The sequence below is a fragment of the Streptomyces zagrosensis genome, assembly GCF_014203645.1.
In the GTDB taxonomy this organism is placed as follows: Bacteria; Actinomycetota; Actinomycetes; order Streptomycetales; family Streptomycetaceae; genus Streptomyces; species Streptomyces zagrosensis.
On the sequence record NZ_JACHJL010000003.1, the window covers coordinates 184,466 to 201,184 of the forward strand.

Here is a 16,719-nt window from a genome sequence, read left to right on the forward strand (position 1 = left end):
ACAGCCACATGGTCTCGCCTCTTGCGGCGCTGACCCCCATGCCCCGTAGACCCCGGCCCCCGTGCTCTGTCCCCGGGTGTCCCGAGCTGACTGCCCGTGGTGGCCGCTGTGCCGCGCACGAGCGTGAGGCGAACGCCGACCGTGCGTCGCGCGGTGGAGCCGTCTACACGACCCGTTGGCAGCGCATCCGGCGCGCGTACCTGTACGCCAACCCGTGGTGCGTGCTGTGTGGTCAGCCGGCGAACGTCGCCGACCATTTCCCTTTGTCCCGACGAGAGATGATCGCGCGGGGCGAGGTGAACCCGGACGCGGCGAAGCACCTTCGGCCGTTGTGTATCGGGTGTCACAACCGCGAGACCGCGCGCAATCAGCCGGGCGGGTTCGCTGCTGAGGCTCGTTCGCGCCGTGAGGCGTCCGAGCGTCCGCCGTTCTGACCAGGGGGGTACTCCCGCCCCCGCCGCTGGCTGAGCGGCAGGGAGGCAAAAAACTCGCATGGCTCATTGGGCCGTTTCGGTGGAGGTGACTTAGCGTGGCAATTCCCGGGCAGAAACCCAAGCCCCACATTCAAGCGGTCCGCGAGGGCACGTTCCGCCCCGACCGCAATTGCGAGGGTGCGACGTTCGCCCCGCTCTCCCCTGTCGAGCCCGATTGGGCCGAGCTATTTCCGGGGGACGCGTCGGACGACGTGCGGGGGAAAGCGGCTGACGTGTGGGCGAGGACGGTTCCCGCCCTGGTGTTCTCCGCTGGTCTCACCGACCCGCAGCGAGAGACAGCTATCGAGTATTGCGTGACGGTCGCCCGACTCTGGCAGGCCGAGCGCGAGTTGAGCCGTTCCGGCCTGGTGGTTGAGACGGAGCGCGGGAACGTGAAATCCCCGTGGGTGACGATTGCTGGTCAGTACCGAAGTCACTTCCGGTCGTTGGTCGGTGAACTCGGGCTCAGTCCCGCGTCAGCCACCCGGATTACCCCGCCGGAAAGCGGGGGCGACGATGACGGAGTCTTTGACTGACGGGCTGCCGGTCCCGTATGACGCGCTGCTAGAACTCGGGGTGACACCCGAGGAGATATCCGCGGCGCTCGCCTCGCGGCCCCTGGTGGTCGCTGCGCAAGCTGCGGCAGCTCCGGGCGCCTACTTCGATGTGTCTGCCGCTCGGCGTGCCATCGACGCTATCCAGTCGTTCAAGCACACCAAGGGTCGGTGGGGGCGGTCACGACTACGGCTCGACCCTTGGCAAATCGTGTGGGTTATCGCCCCGGTTTTCGGGTGGCTCGCCCATGACCCCGAGTTGGGGCGCGCGGTGCGGATCATCCGCTCGGCGTGGATTGAAGTACCGCGTAAGAACGGAAAGTCAACTCTTTCATCGGGTATCGGGTTGGTGCTGCTGCTTGCCGACCGCGAGATAGGCGCCGAGGTATACGCGGCTGCTGGCAGCCTGCCACAGGCCGAACGCGTCTTTGATGACGCTAAGCGTATGGCGTTGACTTCCCGCGCCGTACGGGGCCGCGTAGAGGTCTTGCGAGGTCTTATACGCGTTCCTCGTACGGGCGGTATTTTTCGCGCGCTGTCCAAAATCGCCGAGACCGCGCATGGGCTGAACGTTTCCGGCGCGATCGTTGATGAAGTTCACGTGCATAAGCGGCGTGACCTGGTGGACGCGATCGAGACAGGAACGGGCGCACGTGACCAACCCTTGGTCGTATTCATCACGACGGCTGATGAGGGCGTGGAAGGGTCCATCTACGACGAGAAACACACGTATACGCGGCGGTGTGCGGACGGCATTGTGTCCGACCCTGGTCATTACGGGGTCATCTGGGCTGCCGAAGAATCAGACGACCCTTTCAGCGAGGCGACATGGCGTAAGGCCAATCCCGGATTGGGTGCGTCGCCCTCGCTGGCCTACATGCGCCGTGAGGCGAACAAGGCGAAGTCCACGCCGAGCTATTTCCCTACGTTCTGCCGGTTGTCTCTCAACAGGCGTATGCGGGCCGCTAGTCGGTGGCTGACGCTCACGCTGTGGGATGCGAACAACGGGCCGGTCAATGACAAGGCGTTCCGCTATCGGCGGGCATGGGGCGGGGTGGACCTGTCCGCGGTGTCCGACCTTTCGGCGTGGGTTCTGGTGGTCGAGTCCCGGAAACCCGGGGTCGAGCTGGAAGTGATATCGCGCTTTTGGCTGCCCGAGGAACGCATAGACGAGCTAGAGGCACAGCTACAGGTCCCGCTTAAACAGTGGGCGGACGACGGGCTGTTGACGCTCACCGAGGGCGACGCAATCGACTACGGGGCGATTGAGAAACAGATCATTGCGGACTGTCGTCGGCTCGACGTACAGCGAATCTCTTACGACCGCATGTTTGCCGGGCAGCTCGTCCAGCGCATCGAACAGAAAACCCGCGGCGTGGACGTGGTGCCCGTCGCGCAGACCTATCTAGGAATGAGCCCCGGCAGCAAGGAACTTGAAAGGCTGCTCCGCGAGAGCCGAATACACCACGGCGGAAACCCGATCCTCCGTTGGAATGCAAGTGTGGTCGAGGTATACCGGGACGGCAACGACAACTTGCGCCCCGTGAAACCTGACCGCGGGAAGTCGAGCGCCCGTATTGACGGTATCGCCGCTGTGGTCATGGCGCTTGACGGGTATGTCCGCCGACCGCTTAAGCGTGCCCGTGCGGCGAGCGCTTAGCACAAGGGGGGAAGCATGGCGGAAACACCGCTACAGATGACGGAACGGCTGCACGGGAAGCTACAGCGCCGCAGGCACCAGGCCAAGAAATGGAGCGACGCGTACGAGGGGGAACGCCCGCTGTTGTTCACGTCGCCGGAATTCAGCACGCAGACCGGCGGACTCTTTGACGATTTCTCCGACAACTGGTGCGCCGTGGTGCCCGATGCGACCGTTGAACGGCTCATGCCGATTGGTTTCCGTCTGGAAGACGGGTCCATAGACAAGGATGCCGGTAAGGCGTGGAAGCGCTCAGAATCCGATGTTGAGATCGGTCTTGCGCTGCTGGAAGCGCTGATTACAGGGCGCTCTTACGCCCTGGTCTGGAACAACGCCGATGGCAGTTGAGATCACCTTTCAACACGCCGGAAGCGCGATAGTCGAGTACGTCCCTGGTCGTCGCCGGCTCCGTAAGGCGGGGCTCATGACGTGGCGAGACTGGGATACGGAGTTCGCAACCCTTTTCACGCCGACCATGGTTTACCGGTGGCAGCGTCCGACCCGCGAGGGCGGAAGGTGGACCGGCCGCACTGCGGGACTTGCCCGGGGCGAGCCGAGCCACATTCCGAATCCGCTCAAGGTGGTGCCGCTGGTTGAGTTGCCGAACCGCTCGCGGTTGCACGGTAAGCCACGGTCCGAGATTGCGACGGTCCTTCCGCTACAGGATGCGGTCAATACGCTGTGGGCTCACCTCATGACCGCATCGGACGGTCTGGCCCTTCCGGCCCGTGCGGTGCTCGGAATGGACCGGCCCGTCCGCGAAATCGTGGACCCCGAGTCGGGGGAAGTCGTCGGCGAGGAGGATCTACCGCTAGACCGTTTCCGGTCGGACCGTCTGCTGTGGCTTGAGAAACAGGGCGCGCAGATTGCCGAGTTCTCCGCCGCTGATCTTGAGAACTATCTCAAGGTTATTGAGGTGGCGGTGCAGCACATCGCCGCGCAGACCCGCACCCCGCCAAGCTATCTAGCGGGGCAGCTCGTCAATGTGAGCCCTGACGGGTTCGCCGCATCGGAAGCGGGGCTGATTGCCAAAGTGTCCGAGATGCAACGGCACTTCGGATCGGCGCTGCGCGAAATTATGCGCCTTGAGGCCATAGCGCAGGGCGAGGCTCGGCGCGCGGAATCGCTTGCGCTCGGCTCCGTGGTGTGGAGAGACCCGCAGTTCCGCAGCGATGCGCAATACTCCGATGCGCTGGTGAAGTTGAAAAGTATCGGTGTGCCGGATGAGGCTCTGTGGGAACGCATACCCGGGGTGACCCCGGATGAGATCGGACGTTGGAAGACCATGCGTACGGATGCCGCGGGTGCAATCCTCGGCGGGGACATGTCCGGGCTGTTCGGCGTGAAGCCCGACCAGGCCGAGGACGACGACCAGGCCGACGAACCCGAGGACGCCGAGGGGGCCGCCTAGTGTCCCGTATGGCGGAGTTGGCGGCCGAGCGGTACACCCAAGTCCAGGACATTTCCCGGGCCGTTGTGGAGGCGATACAGGGGCTTTGGAAGGACGTTCCCGCCGACCGCATTCTGTCCGCCATGCAGGGCGAGGCGGGGCGGACAATCCTCGCCGCGGTGACCGCCGGACAGCTCTCCGCCGTACAGGGTGCCCAACTGTTCGTCGGTGCGTCCATGGCGGCCCAAGGTGCCATTGCGGCCCCGCTCGGCACGCTCGACACCGCGGCCCTGGTCGGCATCGCTGCGGACGGCCGGCCCCTCGCCTCACTGCTGCAACTGCCCGCCATTACCACGGCTCGGGCTCTAGCAGCCGGCGAGAGCGCCGAACTCGCGGCGGCCCGTGGGCTTACCCAAATGGCCATGATGGCAGCGACACAGATAGCCGACGCGTCCCGTACGGCTACGTCCATCGGCATGGCAGCACATCCGCGCTGTATCTCGTATGTCCGCGTTGTGCGGCTGCCCGCGTGCGCTCGGTGCATCATCCTGGCGGGCCGTCAATACATCTATTCCACGGGCTTCAAACGGCATCCCCGCTGTGACTGCGGAATGGAGCCGATGACCGATGCCGAGTGGAAAGCGAGCAAGTCCCCCGAGGACTTGTTCCGTGAGATGAGTCCCGCCGAACAGCGGAAGCGGCTCGGGGAAGCGGGCGTCATGGCCCTTGAGCGCGGGGCGGACCTCGGGCAGATCATCAACGCCCGCCGAGGAATGGCAACCGCGGTAACCGGTCGGGGCCCGATGCGCGTCACGACCGAGGGCACCACCAAACGCGGTATCGGGGCCAAGGCCATGGGTGCCGCGTTCGAGAAAGTCTCGGGCCAAAAGTACGCACGGGCCCGCGAGGCGCGGCTAACGCCAGAGACCATTTTCAAACTCGCGGGAGAGAACCGCGAGCACCAAATAGCGATGCTCAAGAAACACGGATACATCGTGTGAACCAGGGGGACCACCTATGGCAAACGACCCGCAGAACACCCCGGACAACGGCCCCGAGGACAAGCCCGAGGGTGCGCCCGGTACGGCTACCGGCAGCGAGCGCCAGGGCGAGGCGGGCAAGGGGCCCGAGGGCGACCAGGCCGACGCGGCGAAGACCGCCGAGACTGCCCGAGCGGCTGCCGAGAAGCGCGCCACCGACGCGGAAGCGGAAGCGGCTCGGCTCCGCCGCTCGAACGCGGCGACCCGGGGCACCGACCTTGACGCCATGCGCGCGGAGATCCGGCAGAAGTTCACGGAACAGCTCGTCCGCGCCGAGCTGCGCGCCGCTGCTGCGGGCAAGCTCCGTGATCCCGCGGACGCCCTCGCGCTGCTGGACGTGTCCTCGCTCGCCGGCTCCGGGGGCGATATCGACGCTGCCGCGGTGGCTGCTGCCGTGGACCAGCTCGTCAAGGACAAGCCCTATCTTGCGGTCGCAGAGACCGACCCCGCGCGGTCGTGGGGTGACGTGGGCGCGGGTCCGCGTGAGACCGCCGAGCCCGAGCCGGCAACCCCGCTTGACCGTCTGCGCCGCGCGTACGACGCGTAAGGAACCATTCCGCAGAGACGTTCCGGCAACCCATTCCAGGGGACGCATCTAAATAGGTGCCGTCCCCTTTTTCATGCCCAAAATCAGGGGGAATTCAACACATGGCACTGACTCTTCCCGAGGCTGCCAAGCTCAGCACGACCGATCTTCAGCGGGGCGTTATCGAAACGTTCGTGCAGGAGTCGAGCATTCTTGACCGGCTGCCGCTGCTGACCATCGAGGGAAATTCCTACGCGTACAACGAGGAAGCCACGCTGCCGGGCGTCCAGTTCCGTTCCGTGAATGAGGCTTACGCCGAGAGTACGGGCACCGTGAACCAGAAGTCCGAAAGCCTGGTAATCCTCGGTGGCGACGCGGACGTTGACAAGTTCATCGTTAAGACCCGCGGCAACCTGAATGATCAGCGCGCCATTCAGACGCGCATGAAGGTCAAAGCCGCTGCGTATAAGTTCCAGGACGCGTTTTTCAATGGCGACGTTGCGGCCGAGCCCAAGGGCTTTGACGGTTTGCGTAAGCGGCTCACCGGTAACCAGGTGGTTTCCGCGGGCACCAACGGCGCCCCGATTGTGGGTACCGATGGCAAGGACTCGCACGCGTTCTTCGACCTGCTCGACGCGCTCGTTGCACAGGTCCCGGGCCTGACCAACGCGAATGGCGCTCTGTACGCCAACCGCGCGGTTATCGCAAAGATCAAGTCCGCGGCTCGCCGGATCGGCGGTTACGAGATGGTCCGCGAGGCCCTTACCGGAAAGTACGTCGCCACCTACAACGGCATTCCGCTGCTCGACCCGGGGCAGACTGCCGCGGGCGCTGACATTCTCCCGCAGACCGAGACGCAGGGAACGGCCGTTGACGCGTCGTCCATTTACGCCGTGCGTTTTGGTCAGGCCGAGGACGACCGCGCGGTGACCGGGCTCACCAACGGCGGTATTCAGGTTACGGATCTCGGCGAGCTGGAATCCAAGCCCTCTTACCGCACCCGCATTGAGTTCTATACCGGCCTCGCTGTTTTCGGTGGCCGTGGTGCTGCCCGCCTCAACGGCGTTCTCGCCAAGTAAGGGAAGGGGACGGAATGCCACCGCGCAAGCGGGCAGCGTCCGCCCCGAAGATTCCGCACACAAATTCCTGCGGTGCCCCGGAACGGGTCGAGAGCTTTCCGGTTCTCGATTCCTCCGGGGCCCCGCGGACCGTGGCGCGGTGTCTGGCGTGCGGCGCTCAGACAGTCACATAGCAAGGGGAGGTAACGCGCATGGCACTCCCCGCATTGGCCACGGTGGACGAGCTTGCGGCGTGGATGCAGCGCGAGCGGGACGAGCTGCCCGAGGGGGCCGCCCTGGTGCTCGACACCGCGTCCGCCATCGTCCGCAGCGAGGCACGGCAGCGCTTCACCCGAGGGACGAGCACCGTTGCTCTCTCTCCTCGGGGACAAGGGGTCGCGCTGCCCCAACGTCCAGTTGTAGCGGTTGAGTTGGTCCGCGCGGGTGGTCGAGTGCTGCGGCCGGACGAGTACCGGTTGTGGCGTGATGATCTGTGGCTACGTGCCCTCGGGTTCGGGCCCGTGGTCGTCACGTACACCCACGGCTACACCGAGGTTCCCGCGACCGTGCGCGCCATCGTGCTCACGCTCGCCGGCCGAGTGCTGACCAACCCGTCCGATCTTCGGCAAGAGTCGGTCGGCTCGGTGTCGGTGACCTACGCGGCCGAGACCATCGGCGCGAGCCTCGCCCCCATCGAGCGGGACCAACTCGCCCGGTACCGCCCTCGCGCTGTTGTCGTGCAGCTCGGGAAGCGGGGCCCCTGGTGACGCTCCACTACACACAGACGGTCGTGATCGTGCGGGCCCCGTTCGTGGCGGACCGGTACGGCAACGAGACCGCCGAGCGGGATTGGTCGAGCGCCACCAGGACGACCGTCCGCCGCGTATCGGTCCAGCCGGACACGTCCACCGAGGACGACGGAGACCGCCCTGCGGTGACCACGGGCCTACGGCTGACCACGCGCCGCGGGGTCGATATCGACCTGATACCGGGCGACCGCGTGGTTGCCGTGGGCCGGCTGTTGGAGACCGACGGATATGTTGCGCGGTGGGTCGTCGGGGGGCGACTGCACCACGCCGAAGCACGGTTGAAGGAGGTGAACGGATGAGATTTCGACCCAACCGCAGCGGCATTAACTCGCTCATGAAAAACCCGGAAGTCGGACGGGAAGTCGAGCGCATCGCGGGGCGCATCGCTGCGAGTGCAGAGGGCGACGGGGGCGACTACCGGACCGACTCGGCTCTAGGTGCCCGACGTTGGCGCGCGGCTGTGATCGGCAATTACAACAAGCACAACGACGCCGAGGGCACACGTAGCGCGCTGCTGCGCGGAATGGACGGCGCCTAATGGCCCGTCCGCTGGTGCTCATGCCGGACGCGGTGGCGGTGGTGACGGGCTATCTCCGGGGCGCTCTCAAGGCCCGTGGTCGGCCCGTCCCTGTCGTCTCCCGCGTCCCTACTCCGCGGCCCCCGGTATTCGTCCGGGTGCAGCGCATCGGGGGCACGCAGCAGACCCCCGTTTCCGACCGTCCTCGGCTTGATATTCACTGCTGGGCCGAGAGCGAGTCCGCGGCTCATGATCTCGCGGCGCTCTCCCGCGCACTGCTCGGTGACATTCCCGGGGTGCGCGACGGAGTGACCGTTTACCGGGTGTCGGAAGTCGGGGGCCCGATGTGGCTGCCCGACGACCAGACCAGCGCCCCGCGCTTTGCGTTCGCCGTGGAAATCCACATGCGTGGACGGGCGCTCTAAACACCACTTTCATTTACTACGGGGGACACCCATGTCTCTAAACGCCAACGCCGTAAGGGTGGCGGTCACTGGTGCTGCCTATGTGGCACCGCCAAAGGCAACGCTACCGACTGACGCCGGAGCCCCTTGGGACGCAGCGTTCACGGATATCGGTTGGATCTCGGATGACGGGATTACCGAAGCCAACTCGGCGGACACCACGGAAATCAAGGGATGGCAGGGCGGCGCTACCGTCCGGAAGGTCATTTCGTCCAGCGAAATGTCTTTCTCCTTTACCGCCATCGAGACGAGTAAGACCGTCCTTGAGCTGTACCACAAGGGCGCAAAGGTGGCGACGACTTCCGGCAAGTCGGTGCTTGCCATTAAGGCCCCGGGCCCGGACCGTCGCACGTTCGGTTTCGACGTGATCGACGGCAACAGCCATATCCGCATTGTGGTGCCGGACGGCGAGGTCACCGAGACCGGAGACATTACCTACAAGGGCGACGAGGCGGTTTCTTACGAGCTGACCATTACCGCCTATCCGGGTGCTGACGGAACGGTCGCAATCAAGTACAGCGATGACCCCGCGTGGGGCACAACTCCCGCCGCGTAAACCCGCGTAAAAACGTACCGTCTATATCAGTAAGAGGCACAGCACATGGGTAATGCATTCGACCTTGACGTGTGGGTCAAGGAAGCCCGAAAGGAACCTTTCCGGTTCACCCTTGCCGGTCTGGTGTTCACGATGCCCGCAGCCGGCGAGCTGGATAAGGCCATTCTCAAGGCCGTGAACGTGGACAACCCGAGCGCCACGGATATTGAGACCCTGCTTAAGCACGGGCTCGGAGACCAGTGGAAGCAGTTTGACGACGTTCCGGCCCCGCTCGCTGCGCTCGGTGAGCTTTTCCGGCAGTGGCAGAAGCACGAGGGTACGCCGCTGGGGGAATCCTCGGCCTCTGCCGACTCCTGAATGAGTACGGCGAGGCCATAGAAGCGGATATGCAGCGGTATTACGGTACCGATCTGCGCGACCTGTTCCGGCCCGGATCGGGCCTTACGTGGCGCCGTTTGCGAGCCCTGGTGACGGGTCTTCCGGCCGACTCTGCATTGGGTCGGGCGATTGCCGGCCCGGATTCCGTGTGGACGCTGGAAACGCAGCTACTCGCAGCGGTGCATGACCGCTTGAGCGAGGGCAATTGGCAGCGCGGGAACGCGGGCTCGAAATCGCCGAGTAGGCGCCCGCAACCCATTCCCCGCCCGGGTGTCCGTACGGACCGGATCGGCGGGACACGCCGCGACGTCCGCGAGGTCGCTACCTACCTTGCGCGGTTGCAGCCGGGGAACGGGGGGTGATCCGGTATGGCTGTTGAAGTGGGAATGGGCTATGTGTCCATCGTCCCGGAGGTGGAAGGCTTTGCCGGTGAACTGCAAAGGCAGGTAACCGGCCCGGCACAAGCCGCCGGAAATGAAGGTGGGCAGGCAGCCGGCGAGGGCTTCACCGGGAAAATGGGTGGAGTCCTAAAAGGCGGGCTTGCTGCTATTGGTCTCGCTGCTGCGGCGGTCCTGACCAAGGGTTTCATGGATGCTCTCGACCAGGGAGCCATCAACGGCAAGATCCAAGCACAGCTAGGAACGACCCCCGATGAAGCGGCCCGATACGGAAAAGCCGCAGGACAGCTTTACGCCCACGGAGTCACGGATTCGGTAGAGGAAGCGGCCGATGCGATATCCGGTGTCATGCGCTCGGGTATTCTCCCGCCGGACGCCACCAACAAACAGATCGAGTCCATAGCCGGAAAGGTCACCGACCTTTCGAAAACGTTTGAACTCGACCTAGGCCAGACTAGCAATGCCGTTGGGCAAATGCTCAAAAATGGGCTTGCCAAGGACGGTACAGAAGCACTCGATATTTTGACCGCCGGCATGCAAAAGATGGGTCCGCGCGCCGATGACATGGCGGACACCATGAACGAGTATTCCACGAAGTTTCGGGATCTCGGATTGTCCGCGGCGGACGCTATGGGACTCATGTCTCAAGGTATGCAGGCAGGTGCCCGGGATACGGATACTGTCGCCGACGCTTTGAAGGAATTTCAGATCAGGGCGACGGACGGCAGCAAATCTAGCAAAGAGGCGTATGAGGCTATCGGCCTCAATGCTGAAGCGATGACCAAGAAGATTGCCGCGGGTGGTCCTGGTGCCCGTGAAGGGCTGCAACAGGTTCTTGACGGGCTCAAGTCCATGAAGGACCCTGCCGAGCGCAGCGCCGCAAGCGTCGGACTTTTTGGCACGAAAAGCGAGGACCTCGGCCGGGCCTTGTATGCGCTCGACCCGAAGACTGCTGTAAAGGCCCTTGGGGACACCGCCGGGGCAGCCGAAAAAATGGGCGACGCGCTGCACAACCATGCGGGTGCCAGGATTGAGCAGTTCAAGCGCGGGCTTGAAGTTGGGGTGACCAACTTCATGGGTGGCAGGGTGATACCCGCGCTTATGTCGTTTGGTAGCTTCATTGGCACGACATTCGGACCCGCGCTGAGTGTCGGTAAAGACCTGGTGACCGGTTTTTACGGATCTTTCGCCAGTTCGACAGGCGGGTCCGCCATCGATGTGTTCGGGCAGTCGCTTGCCGTCGTTGGGGGGACGCTGAAAGCCGCGTTCCTACCTGGTTTGCAGTCGCTCGCGTCACTGGTACAGACGACCGTTCTTCCAGCCTTTCAGGGGCTCGGCAGTGTGCTCATGAACCAGTTCGTTCCGGCACTCATGACGCTCTATACCGCCGTGGTCAGTGCCGTGGCGCCCATTTTGGCGTCTCTCGGCCGCATTCTCCTTGAGGTCATTTGGCCAGCCATGATGCGGGTGTATGCGGCGGTAGCCGAGAACATGCAGCCCATCTTGTCGGCCCTTGCCCAGTTCATCGGTTCGCGGGTGGCTCCGGTAGTGCAGTCGCTCGGGAGCCGACTATCCGACGTGGTGACCAAAGCGCGTCCCCTGATTGAGGTGGTGGCGTCTTTGGTGGCGTGGCTCGCCCGGCTTGCCGCGGACGTGCTCGGAGTGGTCGTGCCCGTACTCATCCGGTTGGCGGGTCCGGTGTTCTCTGCGCTATTCGGGGCTCTCGGCACCGTGATTGGGTGGATCGGTACCCTGATTGGGTGGCTGAGTAAGGGCGCGACGAGCGTACGCGGGATGGCGAATGCGGTCACAGGCTTCACGGGATCGGCGCGCGTCAAGTTCGGTGAGTTCATTGACTGGATGCGCGGTCTACCGGGGCGGGTGACATCGGCTGTTGGAAACTTCCGATCCCTTCTCAGAGGGAAGGGCGCAGACCTTGCGCGGGGCATCCTAGATGGAATCCGGTCAATGGGTGGCTGGCTCGCCAGCGAACTCAAATCTTGGGCGAAGTCGGCCATTCCCGGGCCTATTGCGGATGCGCTCGGTATCAACTCGCCATCGACGGTCATGCGCGATGAGGTAGGCCGATGGCTGCCCCCGGGCGTGGTGGATGGAATCGACGCTGAGCAGTCCACGTTGGATGCACGTATTCAGTCGATGGTGACCATGCCGTCTTTCGACCCTGCACGACTGGCCGGGCCCGTGCGATCACCGACGATATCCGCTGCCCGGGACGCGACGGTTGCTGCGCTGCTGCGGGCCTTGGATGCCGAGCGGGCGCGGGAAATCGTCCTCCGTATCGGTGAGACGGACATAGCCCGCGCCGTTGCGTCCGGGCAGCGTCAACTGGCAAGGAGGTAAGGGTAGTTGGGTATGTGGATTGGGCGCCCTGGATCACTGCGTGAGATCACGGACGGCGCGTCATCGTTCGACCGAAGTCCTGACCTCAACGTGAGTGAGTTCCGCTCTCTAGCGGGGGGTGTCACCACGTGGGCGCCGCTCGTTGCCCCTCGCCGGCTCAAGCTCGCATGGGATGCGATGCAGCGAGACGACGTGCGGCACCTCGATCGCCTCGCGCGTCGGCTGGACCAGCTCGGGCCCGTTGCTGTGCTGGACCCGCTCGCGGGGAATCTGCTAGGCGGTGGGCAGGCTGCCGGGCTCGGTAACCCCGCGCGGTGGGCGGTCACCTCGGCATCCGGATCAAGCGACCTCATTTTGTACGGCGGTGACTACGGCGAGCACGTCCCCAACACCGTGTCAGTGGAAGCAATCCCCCCGTCGAACGGGCCGGACCTGTTCTTTCAACATCCGACGTGGACGGGCTACCCGGTGGCCCCGGGCACTGCGGTGACCTGGTGGGTGCCAGGACTGCTCGCCGCGGGCGCGGCACTTTCACAGCTTCGTATCGAGTGGTACGACGTGGCGAACTCACTGCTGTCCGCGGCGGCGACGAATACCCCGCTGGTGCCAATGGTGCACACCGTGCCAGCCGGGGCCGCGTATGCCCGCCCCGCCGTGCGGTTCTCCGCGAAAGGCATGTGGGTCATGGGGGAATCCGTGCTCGCCCTCGGCGACGTGTCCGCCGCACTGCTGGCCGGTGACCGCCCGACCGGCGAGGGCTGTCCCAGCTACAGCATCACGCGGTACAGCCATGCGGCCATGGCCGGGGACGGCGCGTTCCGGGACATCGGCCTGGAACTGGTGGAGGTGAGCGGACCATGAACGCAGGCGACCCAGCCCTGTCTTCTGCTTCGGCAGCCGGCGAGCGGTACGCCACTCACACCACCAGACTCGGCGGCCGGGATGTGTCAACTCAGGTAGAGAGCTGGTCACTTGAGCGCGCCTACGCCACCGACCTACCGGACGCCATGCGGGCTTTCAACGGGTCCACCAGTGCCCAACTGGACGTGACCGTGACCGGGACCGGGGGCCGCTCGGCGCCTGCCCTATACGGGCCGTGGGCCCCGCGCTCGTCCGGTGATGTGGCCCGTCCGGGGCAATCGGTCGTGGCGGGGTGGGGCATCAACGGCGGGGTCGTTGACGCGTTCCGCGGCACGGTGCGCAACCGCTCTGCCCAGTCCGGTACCGACCTGGTGCGGGTCTCCGCGCTGGACGGTGCCGAGCGGGTCCGGCAGCCCGCCGCGCTTCCGCGCCCGGACGGTGCGCTGTCCGATCGCAACGGCAAGTGGACCGGGGCAGCGTCGCCGGTATGGGTGGTGGACCACCTGCTACGAGGCGCGGGAATTCACACCGCCCCGCCCCCGCGAGCGGGCAGCATCCTTTATGCCTCGCTGCATGGCGGTGCTGCCGCGAACGTCGGATATCTGGAAGGGATGAACGGGGATAGCGGCTTTTGGCAGAAAACGGATGCCCCGTTTGAGAGCGCGTTGGAGGGCGGTTTCAGCTCTCCGACAACCATCACATACATTCCGGCGCTGCTGCCGGTCAACCGGCGCTCGGATGGACTTTGGTTCGAGTTCTGGGCCAACACGGACGCCAACCTGTTCAGTGAACAGACCGTTAGAATCCAAACCGAATGGCTCGCGGGTGCCACCCCGCATTACGTCGCCATGGACGTCAACTTCACCACGGCCAAGCTCACCGCGTGGTCCGGGACCAACATCGACCCGACGAAGAACCAGGCGTTGCAATGGACGTGGGACAAACTCACGACCCGCGGCACATTCCATATCGGCTGGTGGTTCACCTGGTCCACCACGGGAGTTCCCACGCTCGCCCCGGTCATCACGCAGGCAGGTTCCGTGATGAGCCCGGACTTTTTGTCAAACGGCACATTCGGCACGGTTCCCGCGGCAGCCGGCGCGCTCTACTCCGTGAGCTTCGCGGTGCAAAACATGCGCACCGAGTGTTACCAGGTGTCGCAGATGACCGCGAAGCCGTCGAACCTCGCCGCGGCGACGCAAGACGGGACATGGAAGCGCACGGCGGCATTGGACATGCCCGTACTTCCGATGCGGGCTATCCCTGCGGTGAGCGGGTCCGCATGGGATGTGATCACCGAGATAGCCCGCGCGACCCTCGCAACAGCCGAGTTCGACTCGGACGGGTTCTTTCGCTGGCGCAATCACACCAGGTGGGCCACTGTCCCGACAGTTCCCGATGTGGTGGTGACTTCCGCACGCGAACTCGGTTCGCTCACGATGACCGAGGAAATCGACGCGTGCCGGAACCACTGCACTGTCAAATGGTCGAACTGGTCACGCGTAGAAGCAGACGGCATTACCGAGGTCCAGGAGTACCCGTCACCGGTCGCCATTGCCGCCGGGGCGACCCTTACGCGGACACTGCTGGTCGATGTGGACATGTACGACCCGCGCGCCCCCAAAACGGCGTACTCGGCGGACACCGGTTCCCCGAACCGGCTGGTCATCCGGGCTGGGTCCGCTGCATCGTCCGCCACGGTGGCCGGGGCCGTGGAGATCAGCGTTCGCCGTAACGGTGGGGCAGTCACGATCACCATGCGGAATCGGTCGGCGAGCACGGTCTATTACCACGGTGTTTCGCTTATCGCCCTGGTGCACGCTGCCCGGCATGACCCGGTTCCCTCGCTGTGGTCGGCGCGGGACACGGTAAGCCAGTCCTATTACGGCGTGCAGGTTTACGAGCACGACGCGAAAGTATGGGTGCAGGACACCACGTCGGCAAGCACACTCGCGGTAGCGCTTCGGGAAGCCGGGGTGTATCCGCCCCCGCTGTTGCAGTCCGTGGAAATCCTGCCCGATCCCCGAATTCGCCTCGGCGACGTGGTGCGGGTGGTGGACAGCACAGGGGCTCAACTGGACACACTGGCTTGGGTCATTGGCAACAAGGCCCAAGGGAGCGGCGGGAAGATCACGCAAACGCTCACCCTCCGAGGCACGAAAGCCAACGGCGTACCAAAGGATTCGGGACTGACACCCGATCCGCCCACGCGTCCGAACGCGCCCCTACCGACCTAAGCCTAGGGGGGACATGGAAGACGAGCGGGGCGACCCGTTGGGCGTCCGTATCGGCGCCCGTGAAATCTATGACGAGGTTGTTGGGCTCCGCGGTGACGTTCAGCGGCTCGGACAACAGGGGGAAAACGTGGACGAGACGCTAGAGGATCACGAGTCGCGTATTCGCGGGCTTGAGAGCGAGCGGGGCAAGTTCGTCTTGCCCGTCGCGCTGATTACCGCGGTGGCGACCGTCGTTGCGGCGGGACTGACCGTCGCACGCCTCGCCGGCTAGAGATCCGACCAGAACCACCAGCCCCGTTCCGGGCTTACCGGACGGGGCTTTTTCATGCCTGAAACCAGGGGGATTCAATGTCAGGTGTTGACGCCATGCTGTCCGCTGCTGCTGCGGACGTTGGCTATAAGGAGGGCCCGAGCAACAAGACCAAGCACGGTGCTTGGTACGGGCTGGACTACAACCCGTGGTGCGACATGGCGGTGAGCTACTGGGCGCACAAGAGCGGTAACGCTGCGGTCGTCGGGCGGTTCGCCTACTGCCCGAGCCACGTGAATTGGTTCCGTGCGCGGGGCCAGTGGGTGAGTAAGAATGCGCCCGCAAAGCGCGGGGACATTGTGTTCTATTCGTGGGACGGCGGACCGGTCGCCGATCACGTCGGCATCGTCACCGAGGACGCCCCGGCGGGCGGGACGCTGCGCACCATCGAGGGCAACACGTCCGCGGGCAACGCGGGCAGTCAGGGCAACGGCGACGGCTGCTATCGGCGCACCAGGTCCCGGGCGTCCGTCCTCGGGTTCGGCCGCCCCGCCTACCCGGGCAGCTGGAACGGGGGCAGCTCGTCCCCCTCGCGGGCCCGGGTGACCATCGGCGGTCTGTCGTACGGCTACGGGGCCAAGGGTGCCCACGTGACCCGGGTGGGTCAGGCCCTGGTAAAGCGCGGGTTCGGCAAGCACTACGCCGAGGGCCCGGGGCCCCTGTGGTCCGACGCGGACACGCTCAACTATCGGGACTTTCAGCGGTCGTTGGGCTACCGCGGAGCCGACGCGGACGGGGTGCCCGGACCGACCAGTCTTACGCGGCTGCTCGGCTCGACCGGCAAGCCCGCCGCCCTCGCGCCCTTCCCCGGGGCCGCGTGGTTCAAGAAGAACCCGCGGAGCCCGCTCGTGACCGCCATGGGTCGCCGCCTAGTCGCCGAGGGGTGCGGCCGGTACGTGTCCGGCCCGGGGCCGCAGTGGACCGACGCGGACCGCAAGAGCTACGCCGCGTGGCAGCGAAAGCGCGGGTTCTCCGGGGCCGACGCGGACGGCTGGCCCGGCAAGACCACGTGGGACGCGCTCAAGGTCCCGGCGGTCTGACCACGGCCCGTAACAGCGGTCCCCCTCGGCGGGGACCAGCTCGGGAAC

18 protein-coding genes are annotated in these 16,719 nt (G+C 65.2%); all 18 read left to right on the forward strand.

Annotation, left to right across the window (positions count from 1 at the left end):
• Positions 1-529 precede the first annotated feature (529 nt).
• Positions 530-1,009: a P27 family phage terminase small subunit gene (locus FHS42_RS38540; protein WP_184570154.1), complete on the forward strand. Its 480-nt coding sequence runs from the start codon at positions 530-532 to the stop codon at positions 1,007-1,009.
• Positions 990-2,687 carry a terminase large subunit gene (locus FHS42_RS07645; RefSeq protein WP_184570156.1) on the forward strand — a complete coding sequence of 566 codons (1,698 nt, stop codon included), beginning with the start codon at positions 990-992 and terminating at the stop codon, positions 2,685-2,687. The genes FHS42_RS38540 and FHS42_RS07645 overlap by 20 nt, the downstream gene beginning before the upstream one ends.
• 15 nt (positions 2,688-2,702) lie before the next feature.
• Positions 2,703-3,074: a hypothetical protein gene (locus FHS42_RS07650; protein WP_184570158.1), complete on the forward strand. Its 372-nt coding sequence runs from the start codon at positions 2,703-2,705 to the stop codon at positions 3,072-3,074.
• Between the two features lie 76 nt (positions 3,075-3,150).
• A complete protein-coding gene (locus FHS42_RS07655; RefSeq protein WP_221476219.1) occupies positions 3,151-4,137 on the forward strand; it encodes a phage portal protein in 987 nt (328 codons plus the stop codon).
• A gap of 8 nt (positions 4,138-4,145) precedes the next feature.
• Positions 4,146-5,117, forward strand: a complete 972-nt coding sequence (locus FHS42_RS07660) for a VG15 protein (protein WP_246494365.1) — start codon at positions 4,146-4,148, stop codon at positions 5,115-5,117.
• 16 nt (positions 5,118-5,133) lie between these two features.
• Positions 5,134-5,703, forward strand: a complete 570-nt coding sequence (locus FHS42_RS07665; protein ID WP_184570162.1) for a hypothetical protein — start codon at positions 5,134-5,136, stop codon at positions 5,701-5,703.
• Between the two features lie 101 nt (positions 5,704-5,804).
• Complete coding sequence (locus FHS42_RS07670) at positions 5,805-6,761, forward strand: major capsid protein (protein WP_184570164.1); 957 nt, start codon at positions 5,805-5,807, stop codon at positions 6,759-6,761.
• Between the two features lie 191 nt (positions 6,762-6,952).
• A complete protein-coding gene (locus tag FHS42_RS07675) occupies positions 6,953-7,507 on the forward strand; it encodes a hypothetical protein (RefSeq protein ID WP_184570166.1) in 555 nt (184 codons plus the stop codon).
• The gene (locus FHS42_RS07680; RefSeq protein ID WP_184570168.1) at positions 7,504-7,848 is read left to right on the forward strand and encodes a hypothetical protein; all 345 of its coding nucleotides are present in this window, start codon (positions 7,504-7,506) and stop codon (positions 7,846-7,848) included. Before FHS42_RS07675 ends, FHS42_RS07680 begins: the two co-directional genes overlap by 4 nt.
• Positions 7,845-8,087 carry a hypothetical protein gene (locus FHS42_RS07685; protein WP_184570170.1) on the forward strand — a complete coding sequence of 81 codons (243 nt, stop codon included), beginning with the start codon at positions 7,845-7,847 and terminating at the stop codon, positions 8,085-8,087. Before FHS42_RS07680 ends, FHS42_RS07685 begins: the two co-directional genes overlap by 4 nt.
• The gene (locus tag FHS42_RS07690) at positions 8,087-8,491 is read left to right on the forward strand and encodes a hypothetical protein (protein WP_184570172.1); all 405 of its coding nucleotides are present in this window, start codon (positions 8,087-8,089) and stop codon (positions 8,489-8,491) included. The genes FHS42_RS07685 and FHS42_RS07690 overlap by 1 nt, the downstream gene beginning before the upstream one ends.
• 31 nt (positions 8,492-8,522) lie before the next feature.
• On the forward strand, positions 8,523-9,086 hold the full coding sequence (locus tag FHS42_RS07695; RefSeq protein ID WP_184570174.1) for a phage tail tube protein: 564 nt from the start codon (positions 8,523-8,525) through the stop codon (positions 9,084-9,086).
• 45 nt (positions 9,087-9,131) lie between these two features.
• Positions 9,132-9,443 (forward strand): hypothetical protein, encoded by a 312-nt coding sequence (locus FHS42_RS07700; RefSeq protein WP_184570176.1) that lies wholly within the window; start codon positions 9,132-9,134, stop codon positions 9,441-9,443.
• 389 nt (positions 9,444-9,832) lie between these two features.
• On the forward strand, positions 9,833-12,223 hold the full coding sequence (locus tag FHS42_RS07705; RefSeq protein WP_184570178.1) for a phage tail tape measure protein: 2,391 nt from the start codon (positions 9,833-9,835) through the stop codon (positions 12,221-12,223).
• Between the two features lie 177 nt (positions 12,224-12,400).
• Positions 12,401-13,084 (forward strand): hypothetical protein, encoded by a 684-nt coding sequence (locus FHS42_RS07710; RefSeq protein ID WP_184570180.1) that lies wholly within the window; start codon positions 12,401-12,403, stop codon positions 13,082-13,084.
• Entirely contained in the window at positions 13,081-15,321 is a 2,241-nt protein-coding gene (locus FHS42_RS07715) for a hypothetical protein (RefSeq protein ID WP_184570182.1), read from the forward strand. Before FHS42_RS07710 ends, FHS42_RS07715 begins: the two co-directional genes overlap by 4 nt.
• Before the next feature lie 13 nt (positions 15,322-15,334).
• Positions 15,335-15,592, forward strand: coding sequence for a hypothetical protein (locus tag FHS42_RS07720; protein ID WP_184570184.1), 258 nt, complete (start codon positions 15,335-15,337; stop codon positions 15,590-15,592).
• A 77-nt stretch (positions 15,593-15,669) separates the two neighbouring features.
• Positions 15,670-16,671: a peptidoglycan-binding protein gene (locus tag FHS42_RS07725; RefSeq protein ID WP_221476220.1), complete on the forward strand. Its 1,002-nt coding sequence runs from the start codon at positions 15,670-15,672 to the stop codon at positions 16,669-16,671.
• Positions 16,672-16,719: the final 48 nt, after the last annotated feature.